This window comes from Kriegella aquimaris, from assembly GCF_900103215.1.
GTDB classification, from domain to species: domain Bacteria; phylum Bacteroidota; class Bacteroidia; order Flavobacteriales; family Flavobacteriaceae; genus Kriegella; species Kriegella aquimaris.
Genome location: NZ_FNGV01000008.1, coordinates 91,144 through 113,962, shown reverse-complemented (window position 1 = coordinate 113,962; position 22,819 = coordinate 91,144). Strand labels below are relative to the sequence as shown.

Genomic DNA, 22,819 nt, shown 5'->3' with positions numbered 1-22,819 from the left:
TAAGTGAAACAAGTCCGCAATAATATAGACATCAAAAAATTTCTTCCGCATAGGCAGCCCATGCTTATGGTTAATAATATTGCCTATATCGATGCCGATTCGGTAACTGCAGAATTTAATATTTCTCCGGACTGCGTTTTTGTCAAAAATAATGTGCTCTCAGAAACTGGTCTAATTGAAAATGCGGCCCAGGCCTGTTCCGCAATTGTGGGACAAAGCTATTTTGAAGTCGATGACCTCGAAGGAGAGGGTAATAATATTATTGGGTACATCAGTGCCATCAAAAAAGTGGTTATAAGCGATTTGCCCAAAGTAAATGAAACCTTGATAACAAAGGCCAAGCTCATTTCACGATACGACACCGATACCATGAGCATCTGCACAATACAGGGCAGCACTTTTAGAAATGATGATTTAATCGTAGATTGTACTTTGAATTTTTTAATTCATGAGCTCTGATGAAGAAGAATGAAGTGCCCCAAGACAAAAGCAATCTAGAATCGGCAAATATCAAAGATATGTATTATGCCGTTGACGAGAACGGTGAGTATACCACCGAGCTGAGTACAGGTTGGGCACCAAAAACCATCGCACTTGACAATGCCATACAAGACATAGAAGAGCGGGTAGAAGAAGCAAAAGCACAAGTTTTAAACAACAAATTAAGCCCTATTGCCTACTACATGGAACTTCATAAAATGGATCTTGGTATTTTAGCAAGTTATGTTGGGTTCTGGAAATGGCGGGTAAAAAGGCACTTCAAACCCGCAGTATTTAAAAAGCTTACACCAAGAACATTACAAAAATATGCCGATGCCTTCGATATTTCCATTGAAGAATTGAAGAAAGTAGATTCCTGAACCATGAAGATAGATTTCACACACAAACAAGCTGCCCATTGCGAAAATGGCGTAGTATCGAACCTTATGCGCCACAATGGTTTTGAGGTCAGCGAACCCATGGTATTCGGCATTGGCGCAGGACTACTTTTCAGCTACCTGCCGTTTATAAAGGTAAATCACGCCCCAGTTTTCACTTATAGAGCAATGCCAGGTTTAATTTTTAATCGATTTGCCAAACGAACGGGCATCAAAGTAAAGCGGGAAAAATTCAATAGCCCGATGGCCGCCAAGGCAAGATTAGATGAAAACTTAAAAAAGAATAATCCGGTAGGGCTTCAAGTCGGGGTATACAACCTTCCCTATTTTCCCGACGAATATCGCTTTCATTTCAATGCACACAATATGGTTGTTTATGGCAAAGATGGGGGCAACTATCTCATTAGTGACCCCGTTATGGAGTCGGTGACCACGCTTACCGAAAAAGAGCTCGAAAAAGTACGTTTTGCCAAAGGGGCCTTTGCTCCGAAAGGCCACATGTATTACCCTATCGAATTTCCGGAAGCGCTTGAATTGGAAAAAGCCATTGTCAAAGGCATAAAACAAACTTGTAGGGATATGACCGCCCCAGTACCCATTGTCGGGGTAAAGGCAATGCGCTGGGTCGCCAAAAACATCAGAAAGTGGCCCGACAAATTAGGAACTAAAAAAGCAAACCATTATTTGGGACAAATTGTTCGCATGCAAGAAGAAATCGGAACCGGAGGTGGTGGCTTTCGCTATATATACGCTGCCTTTTTGCAAGAATCAGGTAAGCTTTTGAATAACGATGCGCTACTAGAGCATTCCAAAGAAATGACCATTATCGGAGACCAATGGCGTGATTTTGCAGTGGATGCCTCCCGCATTTACAAAAATCGCAGCAGTCAGACCGATGCCTATAACAAAGTAGCAACTCAGCTTGAGGCCATTGCCAAAAAAGAAGAAGCCTTTTTTAAGGCGTTGCGAAAAGCGGTTTAAATAGTCTCTGGCAAAGGCGTAATTTCAGTCAATGCAATCTCTGTTTTTACGAATTCTATGAAGATTTATATCTTATGATCCAAATCAACCAACTATCTAAAAAATATAAAGGCACCGACTTTTTTTCGGTATCCAATTTGGATTTGATTATTCATGAGAAGGAAATTTTTGGATTGTTGGGTCCTAACGGGGCCGGAAAAACAACCTTGATCTCGATGCTTAGCTCTTTGCTAAAACCGACCTCAGGTTCATTTTCCATAAATGGGCTTACCTATCATGATAATAAAAATGAGCTTAAGCAGCTCATTGGTATCGTTCCTCAGGAGTATGCTCTCTACCCTTCCCTGACTGCCTATGAAAATCTTTCTTACTTCGGAAGTATGTACGGCTTGAAGGGTGAAGAATTGAAAGACAAAATCCATGGGCATTTAAAAACTCTGGGGTTGGATCAATTTGCACATAAAAGAATCAAAGCTTTTTCCGGGGGCATGAAGCGTCGCATCAATCTTATTGCGAGTATACTACACCAACCGAAGGTGTTGTTTTTAGATGAACCCACAGTTGGCGTTGACGTACAATCGAAAAATGCAATAATAGCCCATTTACTGGCGCTGAATGAGACCGGCACCACAATTATATATACCTCGCATCACTTGAATGAAGCGGAAAACTTTTGCACCCGTGTCGCTATTATCGATCATGGTGAAATTGTTTGTAAAGGTTTTCCCAAAGAACTAATTGCCGCACAGGAAAATGCTTATAATTTAGAGGAAGTCTTCTTGTCCCAAACCGGAAAAGCCCTTCGCGACCATGCATAAACTGTGGGCCTCGACATACAAGGAAATGCTTTTGCTGGTTCGCGATATTGGCGGATTGGCCATTCTATTTATCATGCCGTTACTCTTGTTAATTGTTATCACACTCGTTCAAGACAGTACTTTTAAGACGATTACCGACACCAAGCTTCCTATTTTAATGGTAGATTATGATAAGGGTACCGTTTCGGAAAACATAAATAAGAATTTAGCAGAATCGAATTCCTTTGAAATAATTACCAAATCCTCGGAGGAGGAGGCCAAAGAACTGGTTTTAAAAGGCGATTATCAATTGGCAATCGTCATACCCGAAAATCTTTCCGTAGACCTCGATCAGAAGGTCAATGAAAACGTAGATGGTATACTCGCCAAATTCGGATTGGAAGAAGAGGAAGGAAGTATTCCCATTGTAAATTCAAAAATGGAACCTAAAGAGGTAAAACTCTATTTTGACCCCGCCACACAACAATCCTTTAAAAGTGCGGTAAAGAACGGTATAGACCGGATGATATCAAAAATTGAAACCCAAACTATTTACAGGGCATTTCAAGAACAATTGACCGAAGATGCATCCGAAGTTATTTTTGATACCGAGAGTTTTATCACCTTTACCGAGATTGTTCCGGGCAAGAACAGTGAAAATATTATTCCGAATTCGAGTCAGCACAATGTTCCGGCTTGGACGCTCTTCGCCATTTTTTTCATCATTTTGCCCCTATCGATAAATATGGTCAACGAAAAAAACCAAGGTACTTTTGTTCGCTTGCGTACCCATCCGGTTTCATATGCAACAGTTTTAGGCGGCAAGACCTTGGTCTACACTAGTGTTTGCTTGATTCAATTTGCGCTAATGTTGCTGGTCGGGGTGTTCCTGTTTCCGGTAATGGGACTGCCAGAATTGGATGTTTCCGGAAGACTACCGCTACTTTTTGTAGTGGCCTTATTTGCCGGCCTGGCCGCCGTCGGATTGGGACTATTATTAGGCACGGTAGCTAGAACACAAGAACAATCGGCACCTTTCGGCGCCACCTTGGTTGTAATTTTGGCCGCCTTGGGCGGCGTTTGGGTTCCCGTATTCGTCATGCCAAAGTTTATGCAGCTGCTTTCGAATATATCTCCAATGAATTGGGGGTTAAATGCCTTCTATGATGTATTTTTACGCCATAGTGGATTTGCTGAAATTATACCCGAAATAGCCCTACTGTTCGGCTTTTTTGTTGTCACTACTTTAATTGCCATTGGCTATAACCAACGAAAAAATGCGGTCTAAAACCAATAAAGAAATCACATATACCAGCGAAATACGGGTACGCTTCGTAGAAACCGACCCCCTGGGCATCGTCTGGCACGGTAACTATATTCAGTACTTTGAAGACGGCAGGGAGGCCTTTGGGCGTCACCACGGCATTTCGTACCTAGACCAGAAAGACCATAACTTCTCCACACCTATCGTAAAAAGTAGTAGTGAACATAAATTGCCGTTACGTTATGGTGATGTCGCCACGGTAAAAACCATCTATATTGATTCTAGGGCAGCTAAAATGGTCTTCCGATACGAAATTTTCAACCCAGAAGGGCAACTGGTCTGTACGGGTGAAACTATTCAAGTTTTTGTAGAACTTGGCGGTGAAATGTCTTTGACTATTCCCGATTTCTTTTTGGACTGGAAGCGAAAAGTCGGACTTTTAGATGAATAACACCTATCTCTCACATAATAATATTGTTTCATCCTTTGGTTTTGATTCACAGGCAGCAGTAGTCAATATCAAAAATGAGGTGTCGGGACTACAACTGGTCGATAACCCAAAAATGTTGCCCGAACCATTTTACTCTTCCCTTATCCCAGCTGAAAAAACCCGGTCCGTTTTTGAGACTTTAAATCCACAACAAGAATATACCCGCTTAGAGCAAATATTATTAGTTTCTTTAGAAAGGGTAATCAAGAAATCTCAATTGGAATTAAATGACAGGGTCGGCCTCATCATATCGACTACCAAAGGAAATATCGATGTGCTTTCGGAAGACAGTCCTTTTCATAAAAACCGGGCGTATTTGGGTGAGTTAGGCAAAATTGTACAATCTTTTTTTGGGTTTAAAACAGAACCTATTGTTGTTTCAAATGCTTGTGTATCGGGAATTCTCGCCGTAGCCATCGCCAAACGATTTATTAGCCAAGGCCGTTTCGACCATGTTTTTATTGCCAGTGGTGATTTGGTTACCCCTTTTATACTATCGGGCTTTCATTCTTTTCAAGCGTTAAGCCCTACCCTTTGTAGACCATATTGTAAAACTCGCTCAGGCATTAATATTGGGGAAGTGGCGGCAAGTGCCCTGGTCACGAGAAGTGATGCCAATTTAGCGGAGGAAGCCGTCAAAATTTTAGGCGATGCCTCTTGCAACGACGCCAATCACATTTCGGGTCCGTCACGCACAGGAGAAGGACTGTACAGGGCAGTAAGATCGGCCCTCAGTGAAGCCGGTCTGGTTTCCGAAGAAATTGACTATATATCGGCCCATGGCACGGCAACCTCTTTCAATGATGAAATGGAAGCTATCGCTTTTGACCGATTAGGCATGCAAAAAACACCTTTGAACAGCCTAAAAGGATATTTCGGGCACACCTTAGGTGCCTCTGGCCTTATGGAAGCGATTATAGGCATGCATTCATTGCACCAAAACACCCTATTCACATCTAAAGGATTTCAAGAATTAGGCGTATCAAAACCCATAAATGTTATCACAGAAACCACCCCAAGAGAGCTGAAAACATTTCTAAAAACAGCTTCAGGCTTTGGGGGGTGCAATGCAGCCGTAATCTTTCAAAAATTGCAAAAATGATGAAAGACAATTACCGAATAGCATCCTATTGCCACATCAAGAACAATGAAATATCTCTGAATGGAGCGCTTATATTTAAAGGAGAGGGGCCTTTCAAAACTTTTATAAAAATGGCTTACCAACATTTCGCCGTTGATTATCCCAAATTCTTTAAAATGGATAATTTGAGTAAGTTGGCATTTATGGCGGGCGATGTACTTTTAAAACACGAAAAGGTATCCCCCGAACAGGAAGAAAATATCGCCATCGTTTTTTCTAATCGGGCATCAAGTTTGGATACAGATCGAAAGCATCAGGAATCTATTCAAGACGTAACGGCGTATTACCCGAGTCCGGCAGTATTTGTATATACCTTACCTAATATTTGTATCGGTGAAATTAGCATCAAGTACAAACTGTATTCCGAGAATAGTTTTTTTATCTTTGATGCCTTTAACCCCGATTATTTATTCGAATATAGCAGTAGCATATTAGATTCCGGAAAAGCCGAAAAGGTACTTTGTGGCTGGGTTGATTTCGATGAAGAAAACTACGAAGCTTTTATATATCTAGTTTCACGAGAAGGCAGTTTCATACATAGTACAGAAGAAATAAAAAGATTATATTAAATACCATGGGAGATATAAAACAAGAACTAAAATCAAAAATTATAGAGCAATTGAACCTCGAGGATGTTACTGTGGATGAAATCGCCGATAATGATCCGTTGTTCGGAGATGGATTGGGACTAGATTCTATCGATGCTCTTGAACTTATCGTAATGTTGGATAAGGACTACGGTATTAAACTATCAGATCCCAAGGAAGGGAAAAAGATATTCGAGTCCATTGAAACCATGGCCAATTATATTACGGCCAATAAAACTAAGTAGTCGCATTATGGCTGCTTCCTTTGACTTATGAAAGGCAGCCGACCTGCTAGTTAAAACGGTATCCCTAGAGCCCAAATGGCCGACTAAATCGAAACTTTTTTCCTCTAACCAGAAGGTTTATTCTTCGCCGTCAACTAAGGAAAGAATCTCCTATATCGTCGATATTCGTACTTTCGTAATGAATTATTTCAGTTTCTATAAATGAACAAAGGTATCGCCATAACAGGAATGGGTATCATTTCCGCCATTGGAAACAATGTGGAGGAAAATTATAGTGCCCTGATTTCAGGTAAAACGGGAGTTTCCAAAATTTCCCAGATTGCCACTATCCATAAAAATGCCATTAAAGTAGGTGAAATTGATTTGACCAACGAGCAACTGGAAGCGCAATTGGGCTTGACCCCAGATAACAACTACTCAAGAACCGCCTTATTGGGTGCGATTGCTGCCAAACAAGCCGTGGCCAATGCACAAATCACCAATATGAAAGACTATCGTACCGGTTTAGTCTCCTCTACGAGTGTTGGCGGCATGGATATGACCGAAAAGTATTTTTATCAGTATTTGGAAGACGAAGCTGTGCAAAAATATATCGACGGACACCATGCAGGCGATTCAACCCAAAAAATTGCCCAACAATTGGGTATTGATAAAAGTCTTGTAACAACAATCAGTACAGCCTGCTCCTCAGCGGCCAACGCGATTATGTTCGGGGCTAGATTGATAAAATCGGGGAAATTGGATCGTGTTATCGTGGGCGGATCCGATTGCTTGTCTAAATTCACCATCAACGGTTTTAAGACCCTAATGATCTTATCCGATACTGATAACACTCCTTTTGACGAAAATAGAAAAGGACTGAACTTAGGCGAGGCTGCTGCATTTTTAGTACTTGAATCGGATGAGGCAGTTCGTGCAGGAAACAAAAAAGTTTTGGCCTACGTAAAAGGATACGGTAATGCCAATGACGCGCATCATCAAACTGCTTCGTCAGAAAACGGGGACGGCGCTACCCTTGCCATGGAAAAAGCCTTAAAGGTTGCCGGAATGCAGCCAGAAGATATCGACTACATCAATGCCCACGGAACAGCAACAGCGAACAACGATCTTTCAGAGGGGCGGGCGTTTCAACGTATTTTTGGCCATAAAACACCTGATTTCAGTTCAACTAAACCCTATACCGGACACACGCTAGCAGCAGCGGGAGGAATCGAAGCCGTATATGCTGTACTCGCGCTTCAAAACAATACCATCTATCCCAATCTCAATTTTGAGACGCCTATGAAAGAATTTAATCTGGTGCCTCAAACCCAAACCAAAGAAAAGGAATTGAACACGGTATTATCCAATTCGTTGGGGTTTGGTGGTAATTGTTCCACAGTCATTTTTTCAAAAAAGCCATGAGTAAAGTTTATATCAGCAGCGTAGCTTCCATCTCATCACAAAGAACTTTTGATAATTCGGAGTTTCTAGATGAAATTATCGACCATGACGATACGGTGCTGTCCGTTGTTGACCCTAATTACAAAGATTATATTCCTCCCGCCGCTGCCCGTAGAATGGCTAAAGGCATAAAAATGGGAGTCGTGGCTTCAAAAATCGCGCTCCAAGAAGCGGAGTTGGAAAATGTAGATGCCATTATCACAGGAACCGGACTTGGTTGTACGGTAGATTCCGAAAAATTTGTCAGTGCCCTTATCGATAATGACGAACAATATTTGACACCTACCTCCTTTATTCAATCAACGCACAACACTGTTGGCGGTCAAATAGCCTTGGGGCTCGGTTGCAAGGGCTATAATTTTACCTATGTGCATGCTAGCATTTCTTTTGAATCGGCACTTTTAGATGCACAATTACAACTGGAAAACGATGAAGCTTCAACAATTTTGGTGGGAGGGGTCGATGAATCTGGAGACCATACGGTTAAAATACATCGACTGATAAACCACATAAAAAAGGAAAAAGTAAAGTCTTCCAGCCTCTTTAAGTCTAAAACGAAAGGAGCCGTATTCAGTGAAGGAGCAAACTTTTTCGTGCTATCAAATTCAAAAAAAAATGGCGCGTATGCAGAGCTAGGGGCTGTTGCGACCTACAATACTTTGGCCAAAGAAGATTTGAACGAGGCGCTTACTGTTTTTTTAAAGGAAAACCATTTAGACATTGATGATATCGATATCTTGGTTATGGGCAATAATGGCGATGTTGCTTTTGATGGTTGGTACCACGAACTGAGTGACGGTTCTTTTAAGAATACCCCGCAAGTAGCTTTCAAACATCTATGTGGTGAATTCTATACGGCATCAGCCTTTGGTACTTGGTTGGCTGCAAAAATGATTAAGGCACAAAGGGTGCCTGAAATCGTAAAACTCAATAAGGAAGCTACCACGCAGATTAACACCGTATTGCTATATAACCAATATCGGGGCGAAAATCATAGCTTCACCTTATTACACAAATGTTAAGGTTCAGTACCATAAACGGGCTTGCAATTGCCATTCTCTTTATTCTATTTACAGGAAGCACATTTTATAATATACCCTGGTGGCCCTATCTGGTTTGGGCGCTGGTTTGGTTTACATTGACCACTATCGGTTCATTTCATGTTCGATGGAATTACCACATCAATGCTTTGCATTCAAATAAAAACAAGGTAGAAAATCATATTGCCCTGACCTTTGACGATGGACCACACCCAGAATTTACTCCTAAAATTTTACACCTTTTAGCGCGGTACAATGCCAAGGCCACCTTTTTTTGTATTGGCAAAAACATTGAAACCAACGAAACCCTATTTAAAGACATTGTGACTGCAGGGCACACTATCGGGAACCACACTTATTCGCATACTAAAAGTTTTGGTTTTCTGAGTGCAGAGAAAGTAATTGACGAATTACAAAAAAACAATGTTATTGTACAACAACTTACGGGTAAAGAAATAAGACTGTATCGCCCAGCTTTCGGGGTTACGAATCCGAATATAAAAAAGGCACTAAAAGCGACAGGGTTACAAGCGATTGGATGGAGCATACGTTCATTGGACACCACCCAGCGCTCCGAAACACAAGTACTAAGGAGAATCACCAAGAGTATCGCCAAAGGCGATGTAGTGCTACTACATGACACGAGCGACAAAACCGTAGCAGTTCTGGAACAGTTATTGTTATTTTTGCAAGAGCAGAATTTACAGTCGGTCACGATTGACCAGTTGTTTAACATTAAGGCTTATGCATGACATTCCCATCTTATCCACAGTCCACGCGATAGCGACGCGAGTCGGAGTTGGTTTTTTACTTCTTTTCCTATTTTCGGCTAGTCTACTTGCACAAACCAAAATGGCTCCTGCCGAGGCTACAGCACTCGAGGCAAAGGTCAAAAAACTAGCGCTTACCACCGAAACTATTACCAGTGACTTTATACAGTACAAGCATCTTGATTTTTTATCCAGTGATATAAAGTCAACAGGAAAATTGAGCTATAAGTCTCCGAATCTTGTGAAATGGGAATACCTTACTCCTTTTGAATATGCGCTTATATTTAAAGAGGAAACTCTTTACATCAATAACGAGGGAAAAAAAAGTAATATGGATATGGGTTCCAATAAGCTATTCGAACAACTCAACAAGCTCATCACAAATAGCATTAAGGGAGATATGTTCGATACGGAAGAGTTCCATATTTCTTACTACGAAAAAGATCATGATAGCGAGGTTCATTTTGCGCCAAAAAACCAAAAATTCTCCGATTTCATTAAGGTATTTCATCTTACTTTCAATGAAAAAGGAGAAGTAATAGCGGTAAAAATGGTTGAACCTTCCGACGATTACACACAAATTATTTTTTCAAATCGAATGGTAAACACCCCTTTGTCGGATGCGGTATTTGGTCATTAGTATTTCCGTATTCTTATTATCATGCGGTTCGTATCCGAAACGTCATCAATTTGAATTGTCGGAAACCACGAAAGACTACAGTATCAATCCCTATTTTTCAGATCCGGCAAAAGACTATGTCTATAAGGCCGATATATCGATTTTTGAGAAAAATTTCAGCGGCATATTCATAGTGAAGAAATTGGGGCCAGATATACACAGAGTGGTTTTCACTACAGAAATGGGCAATAAGATTTTCGATTTTTCCTTCTTGAAGAACGGGTTTAAGGTAAATTATGCAGTGCCCAATATGAACAAAAAAATATTGATTCGTATCTTAGAGAAAGACTTTAAAGCCCTGATTACCGAAAATCCTTTATTGAAAACAAGTTTTAAGAAAAATGAAGAAACCATTCTAGAATGTGTAATTGGCGATTCAAAGCATTACTATTATTCCAAAGAACAAAGACTGTACAAAATAGTACGTGTAGCTCGTGGAAAGGAAAAAGTAGAATTCAAATTTTCGGAAATTGATGGGAACAAGTCAACTAACATCCAAATTCTGCACAAAAAATTTGATTTGAAAATCTTATTAAAAGCTATTTAACATGAGAAGAATAATTATCATAGCGATACTGTTTTCATCTGGCTTCATCTTCGCCCAAGGAAATACAAAAATGGCACTGCGAATGGGCTTGAACAATGCCAAAATTTTAAATTCGACCTTACACACCAAACCAGGTTTGTATGTAGGATTGGCTTTGGCCGTACAATTTACCGAAAACTATACCCTTCAGCCCGAAATCACTTATTCAAAACAGGGTGGCGCATCAGAAACCCAAGGGCTCGAAGATATCGACATAAATTACGTATCACTTGGTGTTGGAAGTAAAATTTTTACCCAAGACCAACATTTTCATTTTATCTTGGGCCCTAGTTTAGACTTTAACTTTGACGATAACTTCATTAGTCTTGTGAATGCCAACGGTGACAATCTTGAGGTCACACCAATCGACTTTTCGCTTTTCGGAGGTATTGGATATGAATTCGATTTCGGACTGGCCCTCGAACTGCGATACAAGCAAGGATTATTGGATTTAGATTTCAACGATGACGGTGATTATGGTGATGATATTGAGAAAAATCAGTTGAATAGGGTAATACAAATAGGCGCATTATATAAATTAAATTTCTAGCGGAAATACGCTTTTGACATTAAGTTCGACTCAAAACTTTACCTTTGGGGCGCTATATAAATACCAACGGTTTTAGAATATGTTGATAAAAGAACTATACACGATAAAAGCTTTTGAACAAAATGGAGAAAATGTTGCCGCCACGGTAAAACTTTATAAAGAGCATGATATTTTTAAAGGTCATTTCCCCGGAAACCCCGTAATGCCGGGGGTTTGTATGATTCAAATCATTAAAGAACTTACCGAAAAAGCTGTAGGCAAAGAGTTGTTTTTATCTACCTCTTCCAATATAAAGTTCATGGCTATTATTAATCCTGAAAAAAATGACACTTTGGTGCTAAATCTGACTATTTCTGAGGATGATAACCAAATAAAAGTAAAAAACACTTCCTTTTTTGACGATACATTGGCATTAAAATTGAGTGCTACTTTTAAAATCTTGAATTAGATGAAAGTTGTAGGCCTACTTATTGTTCTTCTTTTTTCTACGTGGGCAAACCCTGACCTTTCGGAACTTCGAAAAAATTACCCAAAGGCATCCAATAGTGAAGCGATTACCAATGCACTGCAAAACGAGCTTATCAATGTGACAAAAGAAGATGCAAAAGTATTAGTAGCCTATAAAGGGGCCGTGTCTACATTAATGGCCAAATATGCGAAAGGAATTAGGAATAAAAAAGATTTTTTTAAGACCGGGGCCGAACTTATTGAATATGCCGTTGAAGCAGAACCGGAGAATGTAGAGATTCGGTGCATTCGATTGAGCGTTCAAGAAAATTCACCTAAAGTCGTAAATTATAAAGACGATATTCCTGAGGACAAGCAATTTTTATTAAACAATTATAAAAGTACTTCTTCAAAAGCCGTTGCTGCGTTTATTAAAAATTATGTTATGGAATCTTCCCTCTTCGATACGTCTGAAAAGCAATTGTTTTAGGAAATCCATTATGTATCTTTGTTGAAACTTAAGCCCTTTCACCGAGAAGTGGGGTTTATAATCGATGAGCCTTGCCGACTTTCACCCCTTCCAACGCTGAAATTATGACACAGCTCGAATGTTGTGTTATAATTCCAACCTACAATAATTCCAAAACCTTAAAAAAGGTGCTGGATGGCGTATGCACATATACATCTGACATTTTGGTAATCAATGATGGCTCTACCGATAACACTTCAAAAATTCTTGCCGATTATCCTTCAGTCGAACAAATTCATTTAGAGGAAAATAAAGGCAAAGGCAATGCGCTCAAAATCGGATTTAAAAAAGCTGTAGAACAAGGTTATCAATTCGCGCTGACCATTGATTCAGACGGACAACATTTTCCGGAAGACATTCCCATTTTTATAAATGCACTAAAAGAGGAATCTTCAAAAAAGGTGCTATTGATCGGTGCACGGAATATGGGTCATTCCTCAGTGCCGAAAAAAAGTAGTTTCGGCAACAAATTCTCCAACTTTTGGTTTTGGTTCGAAACGGGAAAGTGGCTAAAAGATACTCAATGCGGCTATCGTTTGTATCCATTATTTGCATTGAAAGACCTTAAGTTTTATACACCAAAATTTGAATTTGAAATAGAGGTTATCGTACGTGCGGCGTGGCATGGCATCAATGTTAAGAATATTCCCGTGCAGGTGAGTTATGACGAATCGGAACGTGTTTCCCATTTTCGGCCCTTGGTAGATTTTACGCGCATCAGCATTTTAAATACGTGGTTGGTTATTCTTGCCATCTTTTATATAAAACCTAGGGACCTACTTCGAAAGCTCAGAAAAAAGGGATTCAGGCGATTTTTATATGAAGATTTCCTGCATAACCAAGATTCAGCAAGAAAAAAGGGACTGTCGATTGCCTTGGGGGTTTTCATCGGACTCTCACCGCTATGGGGATTCCAAACGCTTATCGTGATTTTTTTGGCTATCCTTTTTAAATTAAACAAGGTCATAGCCTTTGCGTTTTCTAATATAAGCCTTCCCCCGTTTATTCCTTTTGTACTCTACGCAAGTTCTAAAGTGGGGCAGTTTATTTTAGGGCAGCAGTACTCGTATACCATGGAAGAAATCACTACAGATTTCGAAGTACTGAAACATCTGAAGGCCTATATCGTCGGAAGTCTTGTGTTATCAACGACTTCAGCTATCGTTATTGGCCTTTTGGGATATATATTTTTATCCATTTTCGAACGAAAAAGAATAGCCGTCAACAATGGGTAGGTTATTCTATAGCACATATCAATTCATAGCAGCACGTAAGTGGTGGGGTGCCCTTGGATCGGCACTCCTGCTCGTTGGTCTGATATCCGTAGGTTCCAAAATTCAATTTGAAGAGGATATTTCAAAATTGATACCCATAAACTCCGAAAATGCCGACTATCAAAAGGTACTAAAGACCGCTAATTTTGCTGACAAGATCATTGTAAACATTCAACGTGATGAAACAGGTTCTGTCAATGACCTCACCCAATACGCCACCGCATTTATAAACAGTCTGAACGCCCATTGCGACACCTATGTAAAAAATATACAGGGTCAAGTTTCCGACGACGATATTTCAGGTACTTTAGACTTTGTTTATAAAAACTTGCCTCTCTTCCTCGATGCATCCGATTACAACGAAATCGCCCAAAAAATCAAAGAAGATAGCATTGCCGCGATTACTAAAGAAAACTACAAGACTCTCATTTCGCCGTCGGGCATCGTCGTCAAAAAAACAATTCTCAAAGACCCTTTAGGACTCTCTTTTATCGCTCTTAAAAAGTTACAGCAATTGGGTGTCAGTGATGGTTTTATACTAAAAAACGGATTTTTGATGAGCGAAGACGAGCAACATATTTTGCTTTTCATAACTCCCGTTCATCCTTCGAACGAAACTGCCGAAAATGAAAAGTTTGTAGAAAACCTCTACCAACTTCAAGACCAGTTGAACCGAACTTATACCGGCAAAGCCAAAGCAGACTATTTCGGGGCAGTTTTGATTGCTGTTGCCAACGCCCAACAAATCAAAAGTGACATTCAATTTACCGTGGGTATAGCCCTAACACTGCTCCTTCTTATTCTTGTTTTCTTCTACAAAAAATTGACCCTCCCTCTTATTTTATTTATGCCAACAATTTTTGGCGGACTCTTGGCCATTGCACTTCTTTACCTGATACGCGGTCAAATTTCGGCTATTTCACTAGGTATCGGAGCCGTGCTGCTCGGGGTAACCCTCGATTATTCGCTGCATATTCTTACCCATATTCGAAATGGCGAACCCATCAAAAAACTTTACAAAGAAGTTACCTCCTCAATTTTAATGAGCAGTGTGACTACCGCCTCAGCTTTCTTGTGCTTATTGTTCCTAAAATCTCAGGCGCTTCAAGATTTGGGTATTTTTGCGGCTGTCAGTGTCATGAGCGCTTCGGTGTTTGCGCTACTTTTTATTCCCCAAGTTTATCGAGTATCGGAAAAGCAATCCATTCCGAAAACCTTTTTAGACCGCATTGCCGCACATGATTTCCATAAAAACAAATGGGGACTTGCCGTACTTGGCCTCTTATTGCTTGCAAGTATCTTTACCTATAAACAAGTAACCTTTGACAAAGACATTTCGAAATTAAACTACGAACCCAAACCTTTGGTCGATGCGAGACATCGGCTAGAGTCACTGACCGACATGGGTTCAAAATCCATTTATGTAGCCGCTTACGGGGGTGACAAGGAAAAAGCGCTACAAACTAACGACACCATCTTTTCCGTACTTCAGCGACTAAAAAACGATGGCCGTATTATCAATTTTAGTTCTATTGGCGCCTTGGTGCATTCCCAAAAGGTACAGGAAGCTAAAATCATTCAATGGAAAACGTTCTGGGACACCAAAACGATTGATTCCGTTAAAAACAACCTAGTTACGAGTGGAAACAGTTTTGGTTTTAAACCAGATACCTTTTCGCCTTTTTACACCCTGCTGAATGCCGATTTTGAGCCTCTGCAAATCGAGGACTATAAAAGTATAAATGCTTTTTCCATCGATGACTACGTGACTACAGCAAACAACTTCACCACGGTTACCTCTTTGGCAAAAACAGATTCCACCGGGGTATCAGCTATACATAATGCATTAGTCAATATACCTCAAACCTTGGCAATCGATCGTCAAGGTATGAATGAAACTTTCCTAGGGACGCTAAAAAATGATTTCAACCGATTAATCGGTTATTCGATTCTCGTTATTCTACTCTTATTATTTTTCTTCTACCGTAGTTTTTCTTTGACTTTAGTTACCAGCATCCCCATATTTTTGACCTGGTTTTTAACGCTTGGGGTTATGGGCTTGTTGGGCCTGCAGTTCAATATTTTTAATATTATTATTTCAACCTTTATCTTCGGCTTGGGCATCGATTACAGCATATTCATCACCAAGGGTCTACTTATGGAGCTGCGTACCGGGGAAGAAACATTGGCCACCCATAAAACGTCAATAATCCTTTCGGTCATTACGACCATCTTAGGTGTGGGAGTGCTCGTTTTCGCAAAACATCCGGCGTTATATTCTATTTCGTTAGTCTCGTTAATCGGTATTCTATCCGCTGCTTTTGTCGCCTTTACCGTACAACCTCAGTTATTCAGACTATTCGTAGGCAGTAAGCATAAACGCCCTATCAGCTTTCGATTATTTGTTCATTCCGTACTTTCTTTTACGTATTACGGCCTAGGGGGCATTGTTCTTTCTGTATTCGGAGTGTTACTTAGAATCATTCCCTTAAGCCAAAAAATAAAAATGGCATGGTTTCATAAATCCATTTCCAAATTGATGGGATCGGTATTATACACCAACCCTTTCGTTAAGAAAAGAATAATCAATACGCACAACGAAAGCTTTGACAAACCAGTAATGATTATTGCCAACCATACCTCATTTTTAGACATTTTGGCCATAGGTATGTTGCATCCTAAAATTATATTCTTGGTAAACGACTGGGTCTACAACTCCCCTATTTTTGGCAAAGCCGTTCAGGCAGCCGGGTTCTATCCGGTCTCCAGCGGTTTGGAAGAAGGCGTCGAACATCTGAGAAAAAAGGTAGCCCAGGGGTATTCGCTCATTACTTTTCCCGAGGGCACCCGTTCCAAAACGAACAAAATAAAACGCTTTCATAAAGGCGCCTTTTTTCTTGCTGAGCAATTTCAATTGGATATTTTACCCGTACTTATCCACGGAAACTCGGAAGTGCTCCCAAAAGGAACCTTTATTATCAAAGATGGTAGCATCACCTTAAAATTATTGGAACGAATTTCCGCTGATGATACTACATTCGGAGTAGGATACCGAGAGCGTACCAAAAAAATAGGTGCTCATTTCAAAGATGAATTTCAACGGCTGAGAAATGAAATCGAAGACGAAACCTATTTTCATCAATTGATTTTAGAGGATTATCGGTATAAAGGGGATTCACTGTATTCTACCGTCAAGAAAGACCTTCAAAGTAATAAATCAGTGTATAAAGTATTATTGGAGCATATCCCTAAAAAAACTCATATTGTGCATCTTTCAAACTCTCAAGGCCAATTCGACTTTCTATTACTATTAGATTCCAATAATCGAAAAATAACCACCTATATTGAAGATTTAAATGTCAGAACTATAGTTAAAAGTAGCTATATCACCAACAATTACAACAACCTCCATTTTGTCGGTTCGATAGAAAAAGCTTTAACCGAGAGAGCCGAAGTTCTTGTTATTGGTCTAAATTCCAACCAGAGTAACGTGTGGAATTCCGAAATAAGCAATGAAATTCTTATATTAATCGTATTGAACACGAATAAGGGTGTATGGCCAAAAAATATGGGCGTACCGGGTTTCAATATCGTGACCCAAAATAATAATTTTATTGTTCTCAACCGAGGTAAGGTAACCCAAGCATGAAAGAGATATACGACGTAGTGGTAGTTGGTAGTGGTTTAGGCGGACTAGTTGCCGCCAATATTCTTGCCAAAGAAGGACTCAGTGTTTGTGTTTTGGAAAAAAACAATCAGTACGGTGGAAACTTACAAACCTTTGTACGCGAAAAATCCATTTTCGACACGGGTGTGCATTATATCGGCGGACTCTCGGAAGGTCAAAATTTATATCGCTATTTCCGCTATTTGGGAATTTACGATGACCTCATCCTTAAGAAGATGGATGAGGACGGATACGACATCATCACTTTCGATGGCGACCAAAATGAATACAAACACGCCCAAGGCTATAAAAATTTCGCAGCCTCGCTCACAGCGCAATTCCCCGATGAGGCCAAAAACATTCAAAAGTATTGCGAGGCCATGCAAAAAACCTGCGATAAGTTTCCGCTATACAACCTGAAATTGGGCAAACCCTATTACGACGAGGAAGAACTTTTTCAGCTACCCGCCCGTGACTATATTAATTCTTTTACGAGCAATACTAAATTGCAGGCCGTTCTGGCGGGCTCCAATCTATTATATGCCGGGGAAGCAGGTAAAACACCCTTCTACGTGCATGCGTTATCAGTCAACTCCTATATTCAAAGTTCGTATCGATGCGTGAATGGTGGAAGCCAAATTTCAAAATTGCTCGTTCGCAAGCTGAAAGAGAATGGTGGTGAGGCCTACAAACACCAGGAAGTGGTAAAATTCGGTTATGAAGACAAGAAGATTACTTCTGTCACTACCAAAAAGGGGAAGCAAATAAAAGGGAAACTTTTTATCAGTAACATCGAACCTAAGCTAACCCTAAAATTAGTAGGCGAGGAAAAATTCCGGAAATCGTACACAAAAAGGGTAGACCAAATTGAAAGCACCATTTCAGCCTTTAGCCTGCACATCGTATTAAAACCCAAAACTTTTCCCTACCTCAACAAAAACTACTACCATTTTAAAGACCACACCAAGGTATGGGACAGCCATAGTTATACGCAACAAAGTTGGCCTGAAAGCTATATGGTATCTATGGGAATCAAGAAAAATACAGATGACTGGGCAGATCAATTAACGGCAATAACCTACATGCGTTATGAAGAGGTAGCACCATGGGCCGACACCTTTAATACAGTCGCCCAGAAAAATGATCGAGGACAGACCTATGATGAGTTCAAAAAGGCTAAAATCGAGCAATTTTTGACCGAGTTGGAGAAAAAATTTCCGAATATCCGTGATTGCGTACAATCGGTCTATACATCTACCCCACTATCGTATCGTGATTATATCGGTTGCAACAATGGTTCTATGTATGGATATTCAAAAGACGTAAAAAGTCCGCTAAAATCATTTATTTCACCAAAAACCCGGATCAGCAATCTCTTTTTCACGGGTCAAAGTTTGAACATGCACGGTATTTTGGGTGTTACCATTAGCGGAGTGGTTACTTCATCCGAAATATTGGGCAGGGAATATTTATTGAATAAAATATTGGAAGGGGATAATACCCCAAAAGAAAAACCAATCGTTTGATGGAAAAATTCAAGACTACACCAATACCACGGGTACAGAACATTTCCAAAGAAGAGTTCATTTCGAGCTATTACAAGCCACAGCGACCCGTTTTAATTGAAGGCCTTACCAAAAACTGGTCTGCCTATAAAAAATGGAACCTCGATTACATTCAGCAGTTATCGGGTGATCAAGTCGTTCCGCTTTACAACAACGAACCGACAAAAGGCAAGCAAAACTCCGCTGCACCGGCAACCGAAATGAAATTGTACGATTATATAGAACTTTTGAAAACCGAACCTACGGACCTTCGTATTTTCTTCTATAACATTCTTGAACGTATGCCCGAGCTTGCCAAAGATTTCGAGTATCCCGACATAGGCTTGAAATTCTTTAAAAAACTGCCTGTTATGTTTTTTGGAGGGACCGGATCAAAGGTATTGCCGCATTACGATATGGACCTTGCCGACTTGATGCACTTTCATTTCCATGGTACGAAAAGTGTAACGCTTTTTAATCCTGAACAATCAAAATACCTCTATAAGGTACCTTTTTCCGTACACAACTTGGAAACCATTGATATGGATAATCCCGATTTCGAAAAATATCCGGCGCTAAAACATGTCACAGGTATAGAAGTAGAAATGAACCATGGTGATGCGCTTTACATGCCTAGCGGATACTGGCATTTTATAAAATACTTAAACGGAGGATTTTCCATCACACTCAGGGCCCTTCCAACAAAACCAGGACGCTTGCTAAAAACAGCGGGCAACGTGTTCTTTATGCGTCATTTTGAGAACATTATGCGCAAAACGATGGGACAAAAATGGGTCGATTTCAAAGAAAGCGGAATGATACGCCGCACCAATAATAAATATGGGAATCTAAAGGTATAATGTTCAAAACCGTCAACACAACGCGTATTTTACATTTTCTGCCACTGCTCTTGTTATTGGCATCTTGCGGTGTCTCCAAATCACTAAAGAGTGTTCCTGACATTGGTAAATACGATGCCGAAACACCTAATCGAATCAAAATTTCAGATTCATTGTACGTTTCCGAACACGGTCGACTTACCCATAACAAACAAGGCCTTTGGGAATTGTATGCAGAGGGAAACCCTTTACAAATCGGTCTTACCACCGGGAGTCTTACCCAAGAGCTTTTTCATAAACAGGAAGACGCATTACTTACCAAAGTCGATGAAATGGTGCCTTCGAAAACCAAGCAATACCTGCTTCGCAAATTCTTGGCCTGGTTCAACAGGAAAATGTACCTGAACATCAGCAACGAATATAAAACGGAAATTTACGGACTCTCGCAATATGCTTCGGATACCTATGACCACATTGCCGAAGCGTATCCCAGAATACTTTATCTACACAGTGCGCATGATATTGGCCATGCACTTCAAGATTTGGCGTTGGTAGGTTGTACCTCCTTCGCGGTTTGGGGCAATAAAACAGCGGACGGCAAGCTTATCATCGGCCGGAACTTCGATTTTTATGCCGGAGATGAATTTGCGAAAGAGAAAATCATCGCCTTTATCAACCCAGAAAAAGGGCATAAATTTATGTCGGTAACTTGGGGCGGTATGATCGGTGTGGTTTCAGGTATGAACGACCAAGGCCTCACGGTTACGATTAATGCCGGAAAATCAAAATTCCCTACAGCCGCCAAAACGCCCATTTCCATAGTAACCCGAGAAATATTGCAATATGCCTCGACCATAGAAGAAGCCGTTGCCATAGCAAAGAAACGAAAGGTCTTTGTTTCAGAATCTATTTTTGTGGGTAGTGCCAAGGATAAAAAAGCAGCCATCATTGAGGTATCGCCAGAAAATTTCGGGGTGTACGATGTCCCCAATTCCACTCAATTGATATGCTCTAACCACTTTCAGAGCACTGCCTATGCCAATGACAAAAAAAATCAAGACCATATTTTAGAGAGCCATAGTCAATATCGCTATGATCGTATGGAGGAACTTCTGGGTGAAAGCACCCAAGTTACCCCGCAAACCGCTGTTGACATTCTTCGCAATAAAGAAGGATTGAATGACAAAGCCATCGGTTATGGCAACGAGAAGGCTTTGAACCAATTACTCGCGCATCACGGTATCGTATTTAAACCTGAGGAACTCAAGGTCTGGGTTTCGGCCAACCCTTATCAACTAGGTGAATTCGTGGCCTACGATCTGAACACGGTTTTTCAGGATGCGGAGAAGAAAACGCTCAAAGTAACTTTGGCAAAAACAGCAATGAACATTGCGGAAGACCCATTTCAATACAGCACGGCATTTAATAATTATCAGATTTATCGGAAACTAAAAGAAAAAATAAGTGCCGCCATTACAAACGATGAACATCTATCACCTGAAACGCTGGAGGCATTAAAAAAAAGTAATCCTGATTATTGGGAAGCTTACTACCTCATAGGAAGATATCATTATGAAAAGGGATATTACACCGCCGCACTGAACGCTTTTACACTGGCTAACACCAAAGAAATTACTACTTTGCCTGACCGGAAAGGGGTTGAAAAGTATATTAAAAAATTAAAACACCGTTTACATCCATGATTCCTGAAATAGAAAAAGCATCATCAGAACGTATAAAAGTCTTTCAAGAAGGCAAATTGAAGGAGCTCATGGTATACTTACAGGAGAATTCGCCCTACTACCAACGCCTTTTCGAAGAATACAAAATAGAACCACAGCAAATAAATACTTTGGAAGATTTGAACAAGATTCCGACAACGTCCAAAGAACAATTACAGCAGTACAATGACGATTTTTTATGTGTTCCGAAATCAAAAATAGTCGATTTCGTAACCACTTCCGGCACGTTGGGCGAACCGGTAACCGTCGGGCAGACCGATGCCGATTTAGATCGCCTCGCCTATAACGAAGCGATTTCTTTTGCTTGTGCAGGCGTAGAACCAGATGACATCCTGCAACTCACCACCACCTTGGATCGGCGATTTATGGCGGGACTCGCCTATTTTCTGGGAGCACGAAAACTGGGTGCGGGCATTATCCGGGTTGGGGCCGGTATTCCCGAACTGCAATGGGATACCATTCTCAAGTTCAAACCTACTTACCTGATCGTGGTTCCCTCTTTTCTATTAAAGCTCATTCAATATGCCGAACAAAATGGAATTGATGTAAACGCTTCTGGAATAAAAGGAGCTATTTGTATCGGGGAATCGTTGCGCAACCAAGATTTCTCACTCAATATTCTGGCAAACAAGATAAAATCGGCTTGGGATATCGAACTGTATTCCACCTATGCTTCCACCGAAATGAGCACGGCCTTTACCGAATGCCATGCCCAACAAGGCGGACACCAGCATCCGGAACTGATTATCGTAGAAGTGTTGGATGACAATGAGAATGCGGTGCCAGCAGGTGCGGTCGGCGAACTTACGATTACCACGCTTGGTGTCGAAGCTATGCCTTTGCTTCGATTTAAAACCGGTGATATGGTGGTGGCCCACACTTCTAACTGTAGCTGTGGTCGCAATACCATACGTTTAGGACCTTTGGTAGGAAGAAAAAAACAAATGATCAAATACAAGGGCACCACTTTATACCCGCCCGCCATGGACAATCTTTTGAACGATTTTAGCGAAGTGGAAAGTCATGTCATCGAAATATACCACAACAGTATCGGCACCGATGAAATAGGTATAAAGATTGCAACCGACACACCGACCGACCGATTATTACAAGCGATAAAAGATCATTTTCGATCCAAACTTAGGGTATCGCCAAAAATCGAGTTCTGCGAAATCAAGATCGTACAAGAGCTCCGGATGTCAAAATTGGGCCGTAAGCCCGTTACCGTTATTGATCGCAGGTGACGAGAGCAACGAAGCAGTTACATGACGCCATTGCGAGCGCAGTGAAGCAATCCGTTGAATTTGTCTCCGACCTCAACAGTTT

23 protein-coding genes are annotated in these 22,819 nt (G+C 40.6%); all 23 read left to right on the top strand.

Annotation, left to right across the window (positions count from 1 at the left end):
* The first annotated feature begins 3 nt into the window (after positions 1–3).
* The 23 genes from BLS33_RS15735 (at position 4) to BLS33_RS15625 (ending at position 22,737) form a co-directional block, all read left to right on the top strand.
* Complete coding sequence (locus tag BLS33_RS15735; protein WP_245731494.1) at positions 4–459, top strand: hotdog family protein; 456 nt, start codon at positions 4–6, stop codon at positions 457–459.
* Positions 459–860: a flexirubin biosynthesis protein DarG gene (locus tag BLS33_RS15730; RefSeq protein ID WP_089891483.1), complete on the top strand. Its 402-nt coding sequence runs from the start codon at positions 459–461 to the stop codon at positions 858–860. The genes BLS33_RS15735 and BLS33_RS15730 overlap by 1 nt, the downstream gene beginning before the upstream one ends.
* A gap of 3 nt (positions 861–863) precedes the next feature.
* Complete coding sequence (locus BLS33_RS15725; protein ID WP_089891481.1) at positions 864–1,859, top strand: BtrH-related acyltransferase DarH; 996 nt, start codon at positions 864–866, stop codon at positions 1,857–1,859.
* 74 nt (positions 1,860–1,933) lie between these two features.
* On the top strand, positions 1,934–2,677 hold the full coding sequence (locus BLS33_RS15720) for an ABC transporter ATP-binding protein (RefSeq protein WP_089891478.1): 744 nt from the start codon (positions 1,934–1,936) through the stop codon (positions 2,675–2,677).
* Positions 2,670–3,944 carry an ABC transporter permease gene (locus BLS33_RS15715; protein WP_089891475.1) on the top strand — a complete coding sequence of 425 codons (1,275 nt, stop codon included), beginning with the start codon at positions 2,670–2,672 and terminating at the stop codon, positions 3,942–3,944. Before BLS33_RS15720 ends, BLS33_RS15715 begins: the two co-directional genes overlap by 8 nt.
* On the top strand, positions 3,934–4,371 hold the full coding sequence (locus BLS33_RS15710) for an acyl-CoA thioesterase (protein WP_089891471.1): 438 nt from the start codon (positions 3,934–3,936) through the stop codon (positions 4,369–4,371). Before BLS33_RS15715 ends, BLS33_RS15710 begins: the two co-directional genes overlap by 11 nt.
* The gene (locus BLS33_RS15705) at positions 4,364–5,512 is read left to right on the top strand and encodes a beta-ketoacyl synthase N-terminal-like domain-containing protein (RefSeq protein WP_089891468.1); all 1,149 of its coding nucleotides are present in this window, start codon (positions 4,364–4,366) and stop codon (positions 5,510–5,512) included. The genes BLS33_RS15710 and BLS33_RS15705 overlap by 8 nt, the downstream gene beginning before the upstream one ends.
* Positions 5,512–6,120, top strand: a complete 609-nt coding sequence (locus BLS33_RS15700) for a 3-oxoacyl-ACP synthase (RefSeq protein WP_089891883.1) — start codon at positions 5,512–5,514, stop codon at positions 6,118–6,120. The genes BLS33_RS15705 and BLS33_RS15700 overlap by 1 nt, the downstream gene beginning before the upstream one ends.
* Before the next feature lie 5 nt (positions 6,121–6,125).
* Complete coding sequence (locus tag BLS33_RS15695; RefSeq protein WP_089891465.1) at positions 6,126–6,383, top strand: phosphopantetheine-binding protein; 258 nt, start codon at positions 6,126–6,128, stop codon at positions 6,381–6,383.
* Between the two features lie 201 nt (positions 6,384–6,584).
* Positions 6,585–7,787 (top strand): beta-ketoacyl-[acyl-carrier-protein] synthase family protein, encoded by a 1,203-nt coding sequence (locus tag BLS33_RS15690; protein WP_089891463.1) that lies wholly within the window; start codon positions 6,585–6,587, stop codon positions 7,785–7,787.
* Positions 7,784–8,848 carry a beta-ketoacyl synthase N-terminal-like domain-containing protein gene (locus tag BLS33_RS15685; RefSeq protein ID WP_089891460.1) on the top strand — a complete coding sequence of 355 codons (1,065 nt, stop codon included), beginning with the start codon at positions 7,784–7,786 and terminating at the stop codon, positions 8,846–8,848. Before BLS33_RS15690 ends, BLS33_RS15685 begins: the two co-directional genes overlap by 4 nt.
* Positions 8,842–9,618 carry a polysaccharide deacetylase family protein gene (locus BLS33_RS15680; RefSeq protein WP_089891457.1) on the top strand — a complete coding sequence of 259 codons (777 nt, stop codon included), beginning with the start codon at positions 8,842–8,844 and terminating at the stop codon, positions 9,616–9,618. Before BLS33_RS15685 ends, BLS33_RS15680 begins: the two co-directional genes overlap by 7 nt.
* Positions 9,611–10,276: a flexirubin biosynthesis/transport protein LolA2 gene (locus BLS33_RS15675; protein WP_245731492.1), complete on the top strand. Its 666-nt coding sequence runs from the start codon at positions 9,611–9,613 to the stop codon at positions 10,274–10,276. The genes BLS33_RS15680 and BLS33_RS15675 overlap by 8 nt, the downstream gene beginning before the upstream one ends.
* On the top strand, positions 10,257–10,862 hold the full coding sequence (locus tag BLS33_RS15670; protein WP_089891451.1) for a flexirubin biosynthesis protein LolB2: 606 nt from the start codon (positions 10,257–10,259) through the stop codon (positions 10,860–10,862). The genes BLS33_RS15675 and BLS33_RS15670 overlap by 20 nt, the downstream gene beginning before the upstream one ends.
* 1 nt (position 10,863) lies before the next feature.
* Positions 10,864–11,451: a porin family protein gene (locus BLS33_RS15665; protein ID WP_089891448.1), complete on the top strand. Its 588-nt coding sequence runs from the start codon at positions 10,864–10,866 to the stop codon at positions 11,449–11,451.
* A gap of 79 nt (positions 11,452–11,530) precedes the next feature.
* On the top strand, positions 11,531–11,899 hold the full coding sequence (locus tag BLS33_RS15660; protein WP_176801411.1) for an ApeI family dehydratase: 369 nt from the start codon (positions 11,531–11,533) through the stop codon (positions 11,897–11,899).
* Positions 11,900–12,388, top strand: a complete 489-nt coding sequence (locus BLS33_RS15655; protein WP_089891445.1) for a hypothetical protein — start codon at positions 11,900–11,902, stop codon at positions 12,386–12,388.
* A 104-nt stretch (positions 12,389–12,492) separates the two neighbouring features.
* A complete protein-coding gene (locus BLS33_RS15650; protein ID WP_089891442.1) occupies positions 12,493–13,662 on the top strand; it encodes a DUF2062 domain-containing protein in 1,170 nt (389 codons plus the stop codon).
* On the top strand, positions 13,655–17,350 hold the full coding sequence (locus BLS33_RS15645; protein ID WP_089891439.1) for a 1-acyl-sn-glycerol-3-phosphate acyltransferase: 3,696 nt from the start codon (positions 13,655–13,657) through the stop codon (positions 17,348–17,350). Before BLS33_RS15650 ends, BLS33_RS15645 begins: the two co-directional genes overlap by 8 nt.
* Entirely contained in the window at positions 17,347–18,894 is a 1,548-nt protein-coding gene (locus BLS33_RS15640) for a phytoene desaturase family protein (RefSeq protein ID WP_089891436.1), read from the top strand. The genes BLS33_RS15645 and BLS33_RS15640 overlap by 4 nt, the downstream gene beginning before the upstream one ends.
* Positions 18,894–19,772, top strand: coding sequence for a cupin-like domain-containing protein (locus BLS33_RS15635; protein WP_089891433.1), 879 nt, complete (start codon positions 18,894–18,896; stop codon positions 19,770–19,772). Before BLS33_RS15640 ends, BLS33_RS15635 begins: the two co-directional genes overlap by 1 nt.
* A complete protein-coding gene (locus BLS33_RS15630) occupies positions 19,772–21,454 on the top strand; it encodes a C45 family peptidase (protein WP_089891430.1) in 1,683 nt (560 codons plus the stop codon). The genes BLS33_RS15635 and BLS33_RS15630 overlap by 1 nt, the downstream gene beginning before the upstream one ends.
* Positions 21,451–22,737, top strand: coding sequence for a flexirubin biosynthesis putative acyl-CoA ligase FlxY (locus BLS33_RS15625; protein WP_089891427.1), 1,287 nt, complete (start codon positions 21,451–21,453; stop codon positions 22,735–22,737). The genes BLS33_RS15630 and BLS33_RS15625 overlap by 4 nt, the downstream gene beginning before the upstream one ends.
* Positions 22,738–22,819: the final 82 nt, after the last annotated feature.